This window comes from Burkholderia sp. MSMB1588 (assembly GCF_001546925.1).
GTDB classification, from domain to species: Bacteria; Pseudomonadota; Gammaproteobacteria; order Burkholderiales; family Burkholderiaceae; genus Burkholderia; species Burkholderia humptydooensis.
In genome coordinates this window covers 1,385,608-1,400,478 of the sequence record NZ_LNJS01000001.1, presented here as the reverse complement: position 1 = coordinate 1,400,478, position 14,871 = coordinate 1,385,608, and the positions used below count along the sequence as shown (strand labels likewise).

Sequence of the window (14,871 nt, the reverse complement as noted above, 5' to 3'; positions counted from 1 at the left end):
CCGCGCGCGAGCCCCACTCGCGCCGGGCGGTCGAATGCCTGCGTCGTCACGCCGACGGCTCGTCGAGCGTCGGCAGCGACACGGTGATCGCGGTGCCGACGCCCGGCGTGCTGTCCACGCCGATGCCGCCGCCATGCCGCACGACCACGGTCTTGACGAACGCCATGCCGAGCCCGGAGCCGGCGACCTCCGGCCGCTCGTTCGTGTGAAACCGCTTGAAGCGCTCGAACAGATGCCGCTGATCGTCGAGCGAAATGCCGTAGCCCTGGTCGCGGATCGTGCAACGCATGCGCTTCGTGCCCGGTTCGACCGATAGCGTACACGCGATCACCGTGTCCGTCGGACTGTATTTGACCGCATTGTTCAACAGATTCACGAGCGCGCGGGTCATCAGCGAGCGGTCGGCGCCGACCCAGCACGGCTCGTCGCCGAACAACGTGTCGATGCGGATGCGCTTCGCCTGCGCCTGCGGCCAGACTTCGTCGCTCGCGTCGATCAGCAGGTCGGCGAAGCTCACCGCTTCGAGCTGATACGTCTGCGATTCCGCGCGCGCGAGCTGAACGAACTCGTCGGCGAGCATCAGCGCGCGCTGCGCGTAGCGCTCGATGCGCGCGAGCAGCCCGCGCGTGTGCTCGGATTCGGCCCGCTGCCGCTCGATCTCGACGAGCGCGAGAATCGACGACTGCGGCGAGCGCATGTCGTGCGACAGCAGATGCAGCGCCTCCTCGCGCTGCCGCTCGGCCGCGTGCAGCGCGGTCACGTCGACGAGGCCGGCGATCCAGCCCGTCACGTTGCCCTGCGCGTTCGTGCACGGCGCGTAGCGTAGCAGATGGTCGAGGCCGCTGCGGTCGCGGACCTCGATGCCGCGCTCCATCACGTCGTTGCCGTAGTCGCGCGTCGGGTCGAGCGCGGCCGGCCAGTGCGTGCGGATCTCGACGTCCTGCTCGGCGTTGCCGTCGACCGTTTTCGTGAACGCCAGCTCGCCGAACGCGACGCGCAGCGGCCGCCCTTCCGGCGCGGGCGCGTTCAGCCGCGCGCAGTAGCGCTTCGCCGCGTGATTGGCGATCAGCACGGTGCCAGCGAGATCGGTCACGACGACGGGCTCCGGCATGCTGTCGAGGCTGTCCCAGACGAAGCGCTTCATGTCCTGCACGCGCTGCGCGGCCTGCGCCATCAGCGCCATCTGCCGCTCGAGCACGTCGCCGCCGAATTCGTTGCGCTCGCGCGGCGCCTCGGGCAGCAGGTGCGGCTCGTCGGCAAGGCGCTGCAGCTCGTAGCGCAGGTACGACATCGTCATCTCGAGACGCCGCCAGTTCCAGATCGGATACGCGGCGATCAGCCCGAAAATCGCCGGCGCGGGCGACAGCCACAGCCGCGCCTCGTAGAGGAGCGCCGCGCTCGACGCCACCGCGAGCCCGGCGAGGCTCAGCGTGAGGAGCAGCGAGCGCCACGGCGACAGCATCAGGAAGCCCGCGAGCAGCACGACGAGCGGCAGCAGCGACGCGCTGAACACGAGCCAGCCGGACACGGGCGAGATCGCGCGGCCCGTCATCAGCGTGTCGAGCACGCTCGCATGGATGTAGACGCCCGGCAGCGGGCCGAACTCGCCCGAGATCGGCGTCGCGAAACGGTCGTAGAGCCCCGACGCGGTCGCGCCGACGATCACGATCTTGCCGCGCAGCTCGTCGGGGTTCACGCGGCCCGCGAGCACGTCGACGAACGAGATCGCCGGATAGTTCTGCGACGCGCGGCTGAACGGGATGAAATAGCGGGACTCGCCGTTGTCGTCCTGTGCGATGTCGTGCGCGCGTCGCGCGATCGGCGCCGGCTGCGCGAGCTTCAACTGGCCGTTCTCGAGCGCGTGAAACACGGGCACCATCAACTGCGGCCAGCGGTGCCGGCCGTCGCTCTCGAAGAGCGCGACGCTGCGCACGATGCCGTCCGGATCGACTTCGAGATTGATGTGGCCCGCGCCCGCGACATGCCGCGCGAGCACCGGCACGGGCGGATTGACGGTGCGCGTGCCGTCGCGCTCCTCCGGGCTCAGCAGCACGGGAAGGAACGTCGGCGCGAGGTCGAGCGCCTTCGCGAGCGCCCGGTCGTCGGCGGACGGCTCGGTGAACAGCACGTCGTAGACGACGGCCGCCGGATGCGTCTTCGCGAGCGCGTCGAGGAATTCCGCGTGGATGCTGCGCTGCCACGGCCAGCGGCCGAGCGTGTCGAGGCTGCGATTGTCGATCTCGACGATCACGATGTTCGACTCGATCGGCAGCTTGCGCAGCGTGAGCAGACGGTCGTAGATGATCCGGTCGACGCTCGCCGTCATCTGCCCCGCGACGCCCGAGAGGATCACCGCGACCCCGAGACAACCGATCGCGATCCACTCGACGAGAAAGCGGCGGCCGAGCAGCCGCCGCCGTTGCGTGCGGTCGAATCTCATCCGCCGCCCATCAGCGCGCGATCGTGAACGTGTTGACCGCGCCGGCCTTTTCGTAGAAACGGCCGCCTTCGTAGCGCTCCGCGATCACGGTCCAGTAGTAGTCGCCCGGCTTCAGGTTCGCCACGGCGATCCGCCCGCCCTGCGCGTCGACCTGGTCGACGATCGGGTTGCCCAGGTCCTTCGAGCGCGACAGCACGAAGCGAAAGCGCGTCTTGCCGGCCGACGGGCCGCCTTCCGTCGTCGACCAACGGAACGCATAGCCGCCGTCGGCGGGCGCCGCCGACGCGTCGATGCCGAAGCGGCGCCGCTCGAACGCGTAGATGCGCGGCTGGCCTTCGAGGCCATGCGAATCGGTCGCCGAGATCCGCACGAAATAGGTGCCGTCCGGCACGTCGGCGAACGTCGCGTGCGGCGCCGTCACTTGCACTTCCTTGAAGAGGTCGTACAGGCCCGCGTCGCGCGCGATCTGCACGTGGTAGTGCTGCGCGCCGCCGAGCGGCACGAGATCGAACGCGACCTGCGGATCGTCCTGGACCTTCGCCGGGTTGACGAGCCGTGGCGCGTCGAGCAGCGCGATCGGGTTGCCGACGACGCCGCTCGCACTCGTCACGTTGCCGAAGTTCGCGTGGACGAGCGTGTCGGCCGCGCGCTTCGCGCTCGGCGCGACGCCCACGGTGCCGTCGAGCACTTCGACCGTCGTCGACGCATGGCCGTCCTTGTCGTAATTCACGCGAAAGCGCGTGCCGCGCACGCCGGCGACGACCGACGGCGAGCGGATCTGGAAGCGGTCGTCCTTCTTCTTCAGATGGGTGACTTCACTATCGACCGAGCCGCGGCGCAGATCGATCACGCGCTCGAGCGTGCCCGTGAGCACCGTGCGGCGCAGCGTCGCGAGATCGATCTGGCTGTCGGGCGGCAGGCTCAGGTGCGTGCCGTCCGAGAGCTCGAGCGTGACGAACGCGTTCGCGCCCGTGCGCAGGCGGTCGCCTTCCGTCAGCGTCGCATCGACGGCCACGGGCGCGAATTGCACGGCACCGCGCCCCGCGCTCTCGACCGCGCCGTGCGCGGCGATCACGCGCGCCGACAGCGGCTCCTTGCGCAGCCGCGCGGCGGGCAGCTTCAGCACGATGCCCGGCCGCAGGTGCTTCGGCACCGGCACGTCGTTCAGTTGCGCGACGAGCGGCCAGTCGTCCGACCCTTGCAGATAGCGGGCCGCGACGTCGTACAGCGTGTCGCCGCCGCGCGTCGTGTAATCGACGGTCTGCGCGGACGGATTCTTCGGCGACTGCGCGGCGGCGTGCTGCGCCGCGAGAGCCGCGGCTGCGGCGCAGCACGCCGTCAGCACGGACTGCGTCACGATCCCGCGTGCGCTCACTCGGCGTCCCCCTGCATCACGCGCTCGAGGCGGTAGCCGTAGCCGTAGATCGGCGCGAGCCGGTAGCCGTTCTCCGGGCGCAGGCCGAGCTTCGTGCGCAGCATCGAGATGTGCGTGTCCATCGTGCGCGACGGGATGTCGGTCGCCTGCTTCCAGACGAGATCGAGGATGTGCGCGCGCGACAGCGGCCGGTCGAGATGCTGGAACAGCAGCAGCGCGAGCTCGAACTCCTTCTGCGTGAGGCTCACCGGCTTGTCGCCGACGTATGCCTGCTTCAGGTTCGCGTCGAACTTGTAGTTGTCGAACTCGCGGATCGACGACTCCGCGTTGACAGGATACGCGCGGCGCAGCAGCGAGCCGATCCGCGCGCGCAGGATCGGACCGGACACGGGCTTCACGACGTAGTCGTCGGCGCCCGCGTTCAGGATCTGCGTGATGCCCGCCTCGTCGTCGCGGCTCGTCATGAAGATGATCGGCAGGCGATGTTCGACCTGGTTCGCCCGCACCCACTTGAGCACTTCCTCGCCGGACATGTCCGGCACGTTCCAGTCGAGCACGAGCAGGTCGAAGGTCTCGCGCTGCAGCCGCTTCTTCAGCGCCTTGCCTTCCTTGAAGGCATAGCATGTATGGCCCGCGGCCGTCAGCGTCTGACTGACAAAGTCCGTCTGAGCCTGATCGTCATCCAGTACAGCAATTCTCATAGCACCCCGCAAAACGAAATCCATTCAGGCTCCCGCAACCGCCGAGCGGCAATGGGCAGGCCCGCACGAGCCCCCGATTCGTTGTAACTTGCCATTATCGGCTGAATGGTGAAGGTTGTCCGGCGCGCCACGCGCGAACCGGTATTCTATGTGATCGATCACCCCATATCTCAAAAACGGGGCACGCCTGATCGGCGTTTTCATGATGGTAGTATGAAAACGCCCGGAGAAATGTGCGTATCGCCGCGTAATTATGTCAACGCGATGACCGCGCTGCCGGCCGCACGCGCGGCCGGCAGCGCGGCGAAACGAAACAATCGTCAGACAGGATCGGTTTCGAGCGCATCGGGTGCGATCGCACGCGGCGCGTGCTGCAATGCTTCATGCAGACGGCCGCGCACGTGCTCCCATGCGGCGCCCGCGTAATCCGGCTGCCCGGCCGCCCACGCGTGCGCGAGGTCGAACACGCGCTCGATGGTGGCGGCGCACCGCGTCAGATCCGGCTGCGGGCTGCCGAGCGCTTCGCGCATCCATTCGGCGAGCCACGGCATCTCGTTCGCGCTCGAATCCGCATACGCTTCCAGCGCGGCGCGCGCATGGCGGTCATGCTCGGGATCGAGCTCGACGCGCTGGATCGGCCGCGCCCGCTCGCGCGCCCTGCCGTTCGGCTCGAACGGTATCCGAATCGTTCCCGACCTGAACAGCATGACCTCCCCCAGTTAGCCGCGGCGACACGCACGAGCCTGTTCTTTGCGATACGTCCCGCTCGCAGCCGCCGTGCGACACGGCGCGATTCCGCAGACGAGACTCGACAGCGCAGTATAGGCAACGCGCGCAGGAAGGTGGTTTAAGGATTGTCAGACACGACGCGGCGCGCCCAGGGCAATTGCATGAAGGTCCTTACCAGCCAAGGAGTTGAGCCCGGTAGTTGTCGCTGGTGGCGGCCTTGAGTCGACGGATTTTGAGGCCGGCCTTGGTCTGAGTATCTTTGCGCAGCAGGTTCATCGTGATGCGCCGCAGGATGGCAAAGTTCTGCGCCGCATTCTCGACCCGCACCCGGCACAGGTCTTCACCGAATGCCACGTCGAGCGCCCAATGCATCGAATTCTCGATGCCCCAGTGGGAACGCACGGCGTGCGCCACGCGCACCGCATCGGGCGGTAGGCTCGTCACGTAATACCGGCGTTCAACCGACACCGTGCCGCCGATCTCGCGTGTGGCCTCGACCATTGCGATCGAGCGCATGCCCGGCCACAGCGCCGCCGCGCGCCATGTGCTCATCACGTTGCCGACGAGGCAGCGACGCGTTTCGATCCGGCCGTGGTCCTTTTCGACGGCTCGATGCTCATTCGAACCGTCCCAGCGCTCGCCGGGCGGAAGACGGTCGAGCGCGTCGAGCGTTGTGCGAATCTCCACGAGCAGCGTCGGCTGGTTCTCCTTGACCGCCAACAATCGTGGGCCGGCGTCCGGCTACGCGGATCGCGCAACTCGCCGAACGCGTCTTCGATGCTCAAGGCTTGCGTTTCCGTCATCTGATGCCTCCGCAAAAGATGGTAGTAAACGCTTGATTCGCCTCGGTTTACAACCCCGCTCGTCACTCCTTGATTGTTAACGCCCATTCATGCGATTGCCCTGCGCGGCGCGAGCCGGCGGACCGCCGCTTCCGGCGCCCGCGCGCGTCAGCGGCGGCGCATCAGGAAGACGAACGTCCTGTCCTGCGTCGTCGACGATTCGACGATTTCATTGCCCGTCTGCTTCGCGAACGCGGCGAAATCGCGCTGCGAGCCGGGATCGGTGGCGAGCACCTTCAGAATCTGGCCGCTTTCCATGTCGGCGAGCGCTTTCTTCGCGCGCAGGATCGGCAGCGGGCAATTGAGCCCGCGCGCGTCCACTTCCTTGTGAATGAGCATCGGCTTTCGACCTTCGAATGGCGCGCCGTCGCGGCGCTATCGGAACGACAGATTCTACCGCATGCGCTCCCGTCCGCCCCCGCGCGAGCGCACGCGCGCCGCCCGCCGTGCGGCGCGCGTGCGTCGGGCTACAGCTCGATCGCCCGCCCGGTTCGCAGCGATTCGCGCAGCGCATGGCCGATTCTCGTCGCCTCGAGCGCGTCCGCGAGCGTCGCGCCGCCCGTGCCGCCCTCGCCGCGCACCGCCGCGACGAACGCCTGCGCCTCGATCAGGAACGCCTCCTCGAAGCGGTCGAAGAACGTCGGCGTGCAGGTGTTGCGAATGCCCGCCGCATCGTAAATCTCGACGCGGTTCGCGCGCGGGTTGCGGCCGATCGCGAGCCCGCCCGCCGTGCCGATCACTTCCGAGTGCGTGTCGTTGCCGTGCGCCATCGTGCGCGATGCGTAGAACATCGCAAGCCGGCCGCCTTCGAACTCGCAGATCGCGACGCCGTTGTCGACGTCGCCGCACGCGCGCAGGCCCTCGTGCAGCGCGACCGCGCCCGCCGCGTACACGCGCGTCGCGCGCGGCGCGCCGAGGAGCCAGCGCGCGACGTCGATGTCGTGCACCGTGCAGTCGAGGAAGATGCCGCCCGAGGTCGGCGCGAAGCGCACGAAGAAGCCTTCCGGATCGTTCCGGTCGCAAGTCTGCGAGCGCACGAGGAACGGCCGGCCGATCTCGCCCGCCGCGACGCGCGCGTATGCGTCGCGATAGCTCGGATCGAAGCGGCGCATGAAGCCGATCGTCGCGACGAGATGCGGCCGCGCGCGCGCCTCGGCGAGCACCCGCTCGCATTCGCCGAGATCGAGCGACAGCGGCTTCTCGCAGAACACGTGCTTGCCCGCGGCGAGCGCCGCGACGATCTGGTCCGCATGTAGCGCCGACGGCGTGACGAGCCAGAGCGCGTCGAGCTCGGGGTCGGCCGCGAGCGCATCGAAATCCTCGTAGACGCGCGGCACGCCGAGCGCATCGCGCGCCCACGCGCATTCGTCGGCGACGGGACTGCACGCGGCCGCGAGCCGCGCGCCCGCGACACGCCGCGCGAGGTTCTCCGCATGGCGCCGGCCGAGCCGCCCGAGCCCCGCGATGCCGATCCGCACGGGTGCGGAGCGGTGGCTGATTGTCATCGCATCGCTCCTTCAGGCCGCCGTTTCATCGAGCTTCACCGCGCGCCCTTCCCGCCACGACAGCGTCGCCGCCTCGGCGAGCTCGAGCGCCTTCACGCCGTCGGCGATCGTCGTGCGCACCGGCTCGCCGCTCGTCACCGCCGCGAAGAAGTGCTCGATCTCACGCGCGTACGCCGCGCGATAGCGTTCGAGGAAGAACGCCTCGGGCAGGTCCGTCGACACCGCCTGCGCCGAGTAGCCCGTCACCTCGGTCGGCCGCACGTTGCCCGCCTGCAGCATCCCGGCGCTGCCGAGCACTTCGAAGCGCTGGTCGTAGCCGTACGCGGCGCGGCGCGACGTGTTGATCTGGCAGAGCCGGCCGCGCTTCGTGCGGATCGTGACCGCGGTCGAATCGACGTCGCCCGCGTCCGCGATCGCCGGGTCGGTGAGGCAACTGCCCTTCGCGTGCAGCGTGTCGGCGTCGTCGCCGAGGACCCAGCGGAAGATGTCGAAATCGTGGATCAGCATGTCCTTGAAGATCCCGCCTGAATGCCTGATGTAGTCGAGAGGCGGCGCGCCCGGATCGCGGCTCGTCACGACGAGCATCTCCGGCGTGCCGATCTCGCCCGCGTCGACGCGGCGCTTGAGTGCCTCGAACGTCGGATCGAAACGGCGCTGGAAGCCGATCATGCAGACGACGCCCGCCCGCGCGACGGCCGCCTCGCATGCGCGCGCCCGCGCGAGCGTCAGGTCGACGGGCTTCTCGCAGAACACGTGCTTGCCCGCGCGCGCGGAGCCGACGATCAGATCGGCGTGCGTGTCGGTGCTCGAGCAGATCACCGATGCGCCGATCGACGCGTCGCCGAGCGCGCCCTCGACGTCGGCAACCTGCGCGCCGTGCTGCGCGGCGAGCGCGGCCGCCGCGTCGCGGTTCACGTCGACCACGTACTTCAGCCGCACGCCGGGCCGGCGCGCGAGATTGCCCGCATGAATGCGGCCGATGCGCCCGGCGCCGAACACGGCGACGTCGATCGTCGGTACTGCATTAGTCATCGTATCCTCCAGTGTCCTTGACTTCTTCCACGTTCAACTCCAGCCGGTACGCGAGCGCGATGAAGAGCGCCTGGCACAGGCAGATCGTGCTCGTGAGCGAGCGGAACGCGAACGCGCTCCCCTCCTTCACGAGCAAATGGGCGCTCGCGTCGCGCGCGAGCGGCGACAGACGGCTGTCGGTGATGACGAGCGTCTGCGCATGGTTGTGGCGCGCGGCGCGCAGGCAGTACTGCGTTTCCTTGCCGTACGGCGCGAAGCTGATCGCGATCACGACGTCGCCCTTCTTCACGCTGCGGATCTGCTCGCGGTACATCCCGCCGAGGCCGGACACGAGATGCACGCGCTTGGCCGTATGCTGGAGCGCGTAGACGATGTAGCTCGCGACCGGAAACGAGCGGCGCACGCCGACCACGTAGATGTTCTCCGCGCGCTCGAGCATCGTGACGGCCGCGTCGAACTGGTCGTCGTCGAGGCCTGCCGCGAGTTCGTCGAGCCCCGCGCGCGACGCGTCGATGAACTGCCGCGCGACCGCGCCGCCCGTCATCTGGCCCGACTTGCCGTCGATCAGGTTGCGAATGCGCTGCTGGTAGCTCTGCACGGTCGGGTTCTGGCCCGTATAGGCATCCTTGAACACCGCCTGCAAATCGGAAAAACCCGAAAAGCCGAAGCGCTGCGCGAAGCGCACGACGGCGGACGGATGCACGCCGCAGCGCTCGGCGATGTCGCTCGTGCGGTCCATCATCACGCTCGAGCGGTGCTCGTCGATATACGACGCGATGCGCTTCAACTGGCGCGGCAGCGTGTCGAAGGCGTCGGCGATCCGTTGCAGCAGATCGTCGACGGCGGGCGTCTCCGGTTGTGTCGTGTCGTCCATGTGCGTTCCGTCCGGCGCGCCCGGCCACGCGCACCGTGCGCGTGGCGGCCAGGCGCCGGACGCCTTGTCCGTTGTCTTGTCGTCGTGCACCGAGTATAGGCACTGCGCCCACAAAATGGAACAAATTTTCCAACACACCAATAAATAAAATTTTCTTTGCAATTCACGGCGAGTTGACCTAACCTTGCTCGTGAACGCGGCCCGATCTGCGTTCGCCCGAAAACGACAGATAGAGAAAGGTGGAGACATGAGACTTTGCACCGGCAAGGCCGTCCTGCGCGCATGCGTCGCCGCGATCGCCGTCGCGGCGGGCGTGGGCGGCGCGGCCCCGGCCGCCCAGGCGGCAGGCGCGCGCTTCGCGCTGATCAGCCACGCGCCCGATTCCGATTCGTGGTGGAACACGATCAAGAACGCGATCAAGCAGGCGGACGAGGACTTCGACGTCACGACCGACTACCGCAATCCGCCGAACGGCGACATCGCCGACATGGCGCGCCTGATCGAGCAATCGGCCGCGCGCGACTACGACGGCGTGATCACGACGATCGCCGATTACGACGTGCTGAAGAATTCGCTGAAGAAAGTCACCGCGAAGAAGATTCCGCTCGTGACGATCAACTCCGGCACCGAGGAACAGAGCGCGCAACTGGGCGCGATCATGCACGTCGGCCAGCCCGAGTACGTCGCGGGCCGCGCGGCGGGCGAGAAGGCGAAGGCGGCCGGCGTGAAGAACTTCGTCTGCGTGAACCACATCGCGACCAACAGCGTGTCGTTCGACCGCTGCCGCGGCTTCGCCGACGCGATCGGCGCCGACTACAAGAGCTCGACGATCGACTCCGGCCAGGACCCGACCGAGATCCAGTCGAAGGTGAGCGCGTATCTGCGCAACCACCCGAACACGCAGGCGATCCTCACGCTCGGCCCGGTGCCCGCCGCGGCGTCGCTGAAGGCGGTCCAGCAGATGGGCCTCGCGAACAAGCTGTTCTTCGCGACGTTCGACTTCTCCGACGACATCGCGAAGGCGATCCAGAGCGGCGCGATCAAGTTCGCGATCGACCAGCAGCCGTACCTGCAGGGCTACATCCCGGTGGCCGTGCTCGCGATCGCGAAGCAGAACAAGACCACCGATCCCGCGAAGATCCGCCAGATCCTCGAGGCGAACCCGAAATTCCAGGCGCGGCTCTCGACCTACGGGCTGCAGCCGTCGTACGGGCCGAAGAACATCCGCTCGGGCCCGGGCTTCATCACGAAGGAGAACCTCGACAAGGTGATCAAGTACGCGGGCCAGTACCGCTAACGTCCATCGCATCGATTCGCACGACGCGCGGGCGCACGCCCGCGCGCTTTACCGGCGAAGCGGAGCCGAACGCGCCGCGCGCCGGGCATCAAGGAGACATCATGGGTGTAGTCGGCAAGCACATGTCAGCGCACGCACACGAAAAGCCGCAGCCGGGCGCGGCGTCCGACGAGCGGCTGCGCGGCGAAGCGTGGTTCCAGCGCTTTCTCAACCGTCCCGAGTTCGCCGCGATTTCCGGCGCCGTGCTCGTGTTCGCGGTGTTCGCGTTCGGCGCGGGCGGCTCCGGGATGTTCAACCTCGACGGGATCATGAACTGGTCGCAGGTCGCGGCCTACCTCGGCATTCTCGCCGTCGGCGCGTGCCTGCTGATGGTCGCGGGCGAGTTCGACCTGTCGATCGGCTCGATGATCGGCTTCGCCGGGATGATGGTCGCGATCCCGACCGTCTACTTCCACTGGCCGATCTGGCTCGCGGTGCTGTTCGCGTTCGCGGGCTCGATGGCGCTCGGCGCGCTGAACGGCTATCTCGTGATGCGCACGAAGCTGCCGTCGTTCATCGTCACGCTCGCGTTCCTGTTCATCCTGCGCGGCCTGACGCTCGCGCTGTCCATCATGTTCGCCGACCGCACGATCGTCTCGGGCCTCGGCGACTACGCGCACGCCGACGCCGTCGTGCACTTCCTGTTTCAGGGCGTCGCGTTCCACGAGCTGTTCCGCTGGCTCGCGCACGCAGGCGTCGGCCAGTTGCTCGACAACGGCGAGCCGCTCGTGCCCGGCGTGCCGAAGGTGATCCTGTGGTGGTTCGCCGTCACCGCGATCGGCGCGTTCGTGCTCGCGAAGACGCGCTACGGCAACTGGATCCTCGCGGCAGGCGGCGACGCGCACGCGGCGAAGAACGTCGGCGTGCCGGTGCGCCGCGTGAAGATCTCGCTGTTCGTGCTGACCGCGTTCTGCGCGTGCCTGTTCGCCGTGCTGCAGGTGGCCGACATCGGCTCGGCCGCGGCCGACCGCGGGCTGCAGAAGGAATTCGAGGCGATCATCGCCGCGGTGATCGGCGGCACGCTGCTCACGGGCGGCTACGGCTCGGTGATCGGCGCCGCGTTCGGCGCGCTGATCTTCGGCGTCGTGCAGATCGGCATCACCTACACGAACATCAGCTCGGACTGGTTCCGCGTGTTCCTCGGCGTGATGCTGCTCGTCGCCGTGCTGTTCAATCACTACGTGCGCCGCCGCGTGTCGCAGTCGTAACGGAGTTCAAGCATGTCCACGCCAGCATCCAACGATACGATTCTCTCGCTCGAGAACGTCAGCAAGTATTTCGGCAAGGTGATCGCGCTGTCGGGCGTCACGCTGCGCGTCAAGCGCGGCGAGGTGCATTGCCTGCTCGGCGACAACGGCGCCGGCAAGTCGACGCTCATCAAGACGCTCGCGGGCGTGCACCAGCCGTCCGACGGGCAGTATCTCGTCGACGGCAAGCCGGTGCTGTTCGATTCGCCGAAGGACGCGCTCGACCTCGGTATCGCGACCGTCTACCAGGACCTCGCGCTCGTGCCGCTTTTGTCCGTCGCGCGCAACTTCTTCATGGGCCGCGAGCCGCAGAAGAAGCTGTTCGGCCTCGTGAACGTGATGGATCTCGATTCGAGCGCGCAGATCGCCCGCACGAAGCTCGCCGAGATGGGCATCAACGTGCGCGACGCGCACCAGCCGATCGGCACGATGTCGGGCGGCGAGCGCCAGTGCCTCGCGATCGCGCGTGCGATCCACTTCGGCGCGCGCGTGCTGATCCTCGACGAGCCGACCGCCGCGCTCGGCGTCAAGCAGAGCTTCAACGTGCTGAAGCTGATCCACACCGCGCGCGCGAAGGGAATCTCGGTGATCTTCATCACGCACAACGTGCATCACGCGTACCCGATCGGCGATTCGTTCACGCTGCTCAACCGCGGCCGCTCGCTCGGCACGTTCACGAAGGACACGATCAGCAAGAACGAGGTGCTCGACATGATGGCGGGCGGCGCCGAGATGCAGAAGATGATCGCCGAACTCGACGGCGCGACCATTTGATCCAGGACTCGCGATGACTTTCCCTACTCCCCCCTTTGCGCAGAACCGCCCGCTCGACGTGATCTGCATCGGCCGCGTCGCCGTCGATCTCTACGCGCAGCAGATCGGCGCGCGGCTCGAGGATGCGTCGAGCTTCGCGAAATATCTCGGCGGCTCCTCGGGCAACATCGCGTTCGGCTGCGCGCGGCTCGGCCTGAAATCGGCGATGCTCTCGCGCGTCGGCCACGACCACATGGGCCGCTTCGTGCGCGAGACGCTCGCGCGCGAAGGCTGCGACACGAGCCGCCTGCGCACCGATCCCGAGCGCCTGACCGCACTCGTGCTGCTCGGCCTGAAGGACCGCGACACGTTCCCGCTCGTCTTCCATCGCGAGAACTGCGCGGACATGGCGCTCGACGAAGACGATTTCGACGAGGCGTTCATCGCGTCGTCGAAGGCGCTCCTCATCACCGGCACGCACTTCTCGACCGAGCAGGTGATGCGGGCGAGCCGCCGAGCGCTCGACTACGCGCGCCGCAACCAGGTGCGCACGGTGCTCGACATCGACTATCGCCCCGTGCTGTGGGGCCTGACCGGCAAGGCCGACGGCGAGACGCGCTTCATCGCGAACGAAGGCGTGACCGCGCACCTGCAGCGGATCCTGCCGCTCTTCGACCTGGTGATCGGCACCGAGGAGGAATTCCGCATCGCAGGCGGCAAGGACGCGCTCCCCGATGCGCTCGCGATGGTGCGCGCGGTGACGAGCGCGACGCTCATCGTCAAGCGCGGGCCGCTCGGCTGCTCGATCGTCGACGGCGACGTGCCCGCGGCGCTCGGCGCGCTGCCGATCATCGGCGGCGTCGAGGTCGACGTGATGAACGTGCTCGGCGCGGGCGATGCTTTCGCGTCGGGATTCCTGTCGCAATGGCTGCGCGGCCGGCCGTTCGCCGACGCCGCGCGCGCGGCGAACGCGTGCGGCGCGCTCGTCGTGTCGCGGCACGGCTGCTCGCCCGCGATGCCAACGCCCGCCGAGCTCGCGTATTTCCTCGCCGAGGCGAGGCGCGATCCCGCGCGGATGCGCCGCCCCGATCTCGACCCGACGCTCGCGCGGCTGCATCGGGTGACGCCCGCGCGCACGCCGCGCGACGAGGTGCTCGGCTTCGCGTTCGATCACCGCAACCAGTTCTTCGAGCTCGCGCGGCAAACGGGCGCGAGCGTCGCGCGCATCGATGCGCTCAAGCGCCTGTTCGTCGAGGCGGTCGCGCAGACGGAGGCGCAGCTCGGACTCGCAGGCCGGATCGGCGTGCTGATCGACGACCGCTACGGCCAGGACGCGCTCAACGACGCGACGGGCCGCGGCTGGTGGATCGGCCGCCCGGTCGAACTGCCGGGGTCGCTCCCGCTCGAATTCGATCACGGCCGCTCGATCGGCACGACGCTCGTGTCGTGGCCGCAGGAGCACGTCGCGAAGTGCCTCGTCCAATACCATCCGGACGAGGCCGCCGAGCCGCGGATCGAGCAGGAAACGCAGTTGCGCGCGCTGTACGACGCGGTGCAGGCGAGCGGTCACGAGCTGCTGCTCGAAGTGATTCCACCGCACCGCGCGGATCTGCCGCAGGCGGCCGACACCGTGTACCGCGCGCTCAAGCGCCTGTACAACCTCGGCATCCATCCGGAATGGTGGAAGCTCGCGCCGCTCGACGCCGCCCAATGGCAGGCGATCGACGCGCTGATCGCCGAGCGCGATCCGTACTGCCGCGGCGTCGTGCTGCTCGGGCTGTCGGCGCCCGTCGGCGAGCTCGCCGACGGCTTCAGGGCGGCGGCCGCGTCCGCGACGTGCCGCGGCTTCACGGTCGGCCGCACGATCTTTCACGAGCCGAGCCGCGCGTGGCTCGCGGGCGAGATCGACGACGCCGGGCTGATCGCGCGCGTGCGGCAGACGTTCGAGACGCTGATCGACGCGTGGCGCGCGGCCAGCGCGGACGCCCGCGCGCACGGCCGGCACGCGGCCGCGCCGCGCGTGGCCGCCTAGGAGCG

General features: G+C 68.4%; 13 protein-coding genes. 4 read left to right on the top strand and 9 right to left on the bottom strand.

What is annotated here, in order from left to right:
• Window positions 1-46: 46 nt before the first annotated feature.
• The 9 genes from WS92_RS18260 to WS92_RS18220 form a co-directional block, all read right to left on the bottom strand.
• Window positions 47-2,440: a CHASE2 domain-containing protein gene (locus tag WS92_RS18260; RefSeq protein WP_015601033.1), complete on the bottom strand. Its 2,394-nt coding sequence runs from the start codon at window positions 2,438-2,440 to the stop codon at window positions 47-49.
• A 10-nt stretch (window positions 2,441-2,450) separates the two neighbouring features.
• On the bottom strand, window positions 2,451-3,815 hold the full coding sequence (locus WS92_RS18255) for a FecR family protein (protein WP_059929733.1): 1,365 nt from the start codon (window positions 3,813-3,815) through the stop codon (window positions 2,451-2,453).
• Window positions 3,812-4,516 (bottom strand): response regulator transcription factor, encoded by a 705-nt coding sequence (locus WS92_RS18250; protein ID WP_004193573.1) that lies wholly within the window; start codon window positions 4,514-4,516, stop codon window positions 3,812-3,814. The genes WS92_RS18255 and WS92_RS18250 overlap by 4 nt, the downstream gene beginning before the upstream one ends.
• Before the next feature lie 320 nt (window positions 4,517-4,836).
• Window positions 4,837-5,223 carry a hypothetical protein gene (locus WS92_RS18245; protein ID WP_059929735.1) on the bottom strand — a complete coding sequence of 129 codons (387 nt, stop codon included), beginning with the start codon at window positions 5,221-5,223 and terminating at the stop codon, window positions 4,837-4,839.
• A gap of 193 nt (window positions 5,224-5,416) precedes the next feature.
• The gene (locus WS92_RS18240) at window positions 5,417-5,965 is read right to left on the bottom strand and encodes an ISAs1 family transposase (RefSeq protein WP_059934220.1); all 549 of its coding nucleotides are present in this window, start codon (window positions 5,963-5,965) and stop codon (window positions 5,417-5,419) included.
• A 230-nt stretch (window positions 5,966-6,195) separates the two neighbouring features.
• Entirely contained in the window at window positions 6,196-6,426 is a 231-nt protein-coding gene (locus tag WS92_RS18235; protein ID WP_006026473.1) for a sulfurtransferase TusA family protein, read from the bottom strand.
• 128 nt (window positions 6,427-6,554) lie between these two features.
• A complete protein-coding gene (locus WS92_RS18230; protein WP_059929328.1) occupies window positions 6,555-7,592 on the bottom strand; it encodes a Gfo/Idh/MocA family oxidoreductase in 1,038 nt (345 codons plus the stop codon).
• Window positions 7,593-7,604: 12 nt separating this feature from the next.
• Entirely contained in the window at window positions 7,605-8,624 is a 1,020-nt protein-coding gene (gene iolG, locus WS92_RS18225; RefSeq protein ID WP_059929330.1) for an inositol 2-dehydrogenase, read from the bottom strand.
• Window positions 8,617-9,498 (bottom strand): MurR/RpiR family transcriptional regulator, encoded by an 882-nt coding sequence (locus WS92_RS18220; RefSeq protein ID WP_006026470.1) that lies wholly within the window; start codon window positions 9,496-9,498, stop codon window positions 8,617-8,619. The genes iolG and WS92_RS18220 overlap by 8 nt, the downstream gene beginning before the upstream one ends.
• Window positions 9,499-9,745: 247 nt before the next feature.
• Here WS92_RS18220 and WS92_RS18215 point away from each other — a divergent pair, with 247 nt between their 5' ends.
• The 4 genes from WS92_RS18215 to iolC all read left to right on the top strand — a co-directional run bounded on the left by WS92_RS18215 (window position 9,746) and on the right by iolC (window position 14,866).
• Window positions 9,746-10,795: a sugar ABC transporter substrate-binding protein gene (locus tag WS92_RS18215; protein WP_059929331.1), complete on the top strand. Its 1,050-nt coding sequence runs from the start codon at window positions 9,746-9,748 to the stop codon at window positions 10,793-10,795.
• A gap of 101 nt (window positions 10,796-10,896) precedes the next feature.
• The gene (locus WS92_RS18210) at window positions 10,897-12,042 is read left to right on the top strand and encodes an ABC transporter permease (RefSeq protein WP_006026468.1); all 1,146 of its coding nucleotides are present in this window, start codon (window positions 10,897-10,899) and stop codon (window positions 12,040-12,042) included.
• A gap of 12 nt (window positions 12,043-12,054) precedes the next feature.
• Window positions 12,055-12,855 (top strand): ATP-binding cassette domain-containing protein, encoded by an 801-nt coding sequence (locus tag WS92_RS18205; RefSeq protein ID WP_006026467.1) that lies wholly within the window; start codon window positions 12,055-12,057, stop codon window positions 12,853-12,855.
• Between the two features lie 13 nt (window positions 12,856-12,868).
• Window positions 12,869-14,866 (top strand): bifunctional 5-dehydro-2-deoxygluconokinase/5-dehydro-2-deoxyphosphogluconate aldolase, encoded by a 1,998-nt coding sequence (gene iolC, locus WS92_RS18200; protein ID WP_059929333.1) that lies wholly within the window; start codon window positions 12,869-12,871, stop codon window positions 14,864-14,866.
• Window positions 14,867-14,871: the final 5 nt, after the last annotated feature.

Bases quoted from the DNA above. Each gene is read 5' to 3' on its own strand.
- WS92_RS18260 (WP_015601033.1), bottom strand. From the start codon at position 2,440: ATGAGATTCGACCGCACGCAACGGCGGCGGCTGCTCGGCCGCCGCTTT.
- WS92_RS18250 (WP_004193573.1), bottom strand. From the start codon at position 4,516: ATGAGAATTGCTGTACTGGATGACGATCAGGCTCAGACGGACTTTGTC.
- WS92_RS18245 (WP_059929735.1), bottom strand. From the start codon at position 5,223: ATGCTGTTCAGGTCGGGAACGATTCGGATACCGTTCGAGCCGAACGGC.
- WS92_RS18235 (WP_006026473.1), bottom strand. From the start codon at position 6,426: ATGCTCATTCACAAGGAAGTGGACGCGCGCGGGCTCAATTGCCCGCTG.
- WS92_RS18230 (WP_059929328.1), bottom strand. From the start codon at position 7,592: ATGACAATCAGCCACCGCTCCGCACCCGTGCGGATCGGCATCGCGGGG.
- iolG (WP_059929330.1), bottom strand. From the start codon at position 8,624: ATGACTAATGCAGTACCGACGATCGACGTCGCCGTGTTCGGCGCCGGG.
- WS92_RS18220 (WP_006026470.1), bottom strand. From the start codon at position 9,498: ATGGACGACACGACACAACCGGAGACGCCCGCCGTCGACGATCTGCTG.
- WS92_RS18215 (WP_059929331.1), top strand. From the start codon at position 9,746: ATGAGACTTTGCACCGGCAAGGCCGTCCTGCGCGCATGCGTCGCCGCG.
- WS92_RS18210 (WP_006026468.1), top strand. From the start codon at position 10,897: ATGGGTGTAGTCGGCAAGCACATGTCAGCGCACGCACACGAAAAGCCG.
- WS92_RS18205 (WP_006026467.1), top strand. From the start codon at position 12,055: ATGTCCACGCCAGCATCCAACGATACGATTCTCTCGCTCGAGAACGTC.
- iolC (WP_059929333.1), top strand. From the start codon at position 12,869: ATGACTTTCCCTACTCCCCCCTTTGCGCAGAACCGCCCGCTCGACGTG.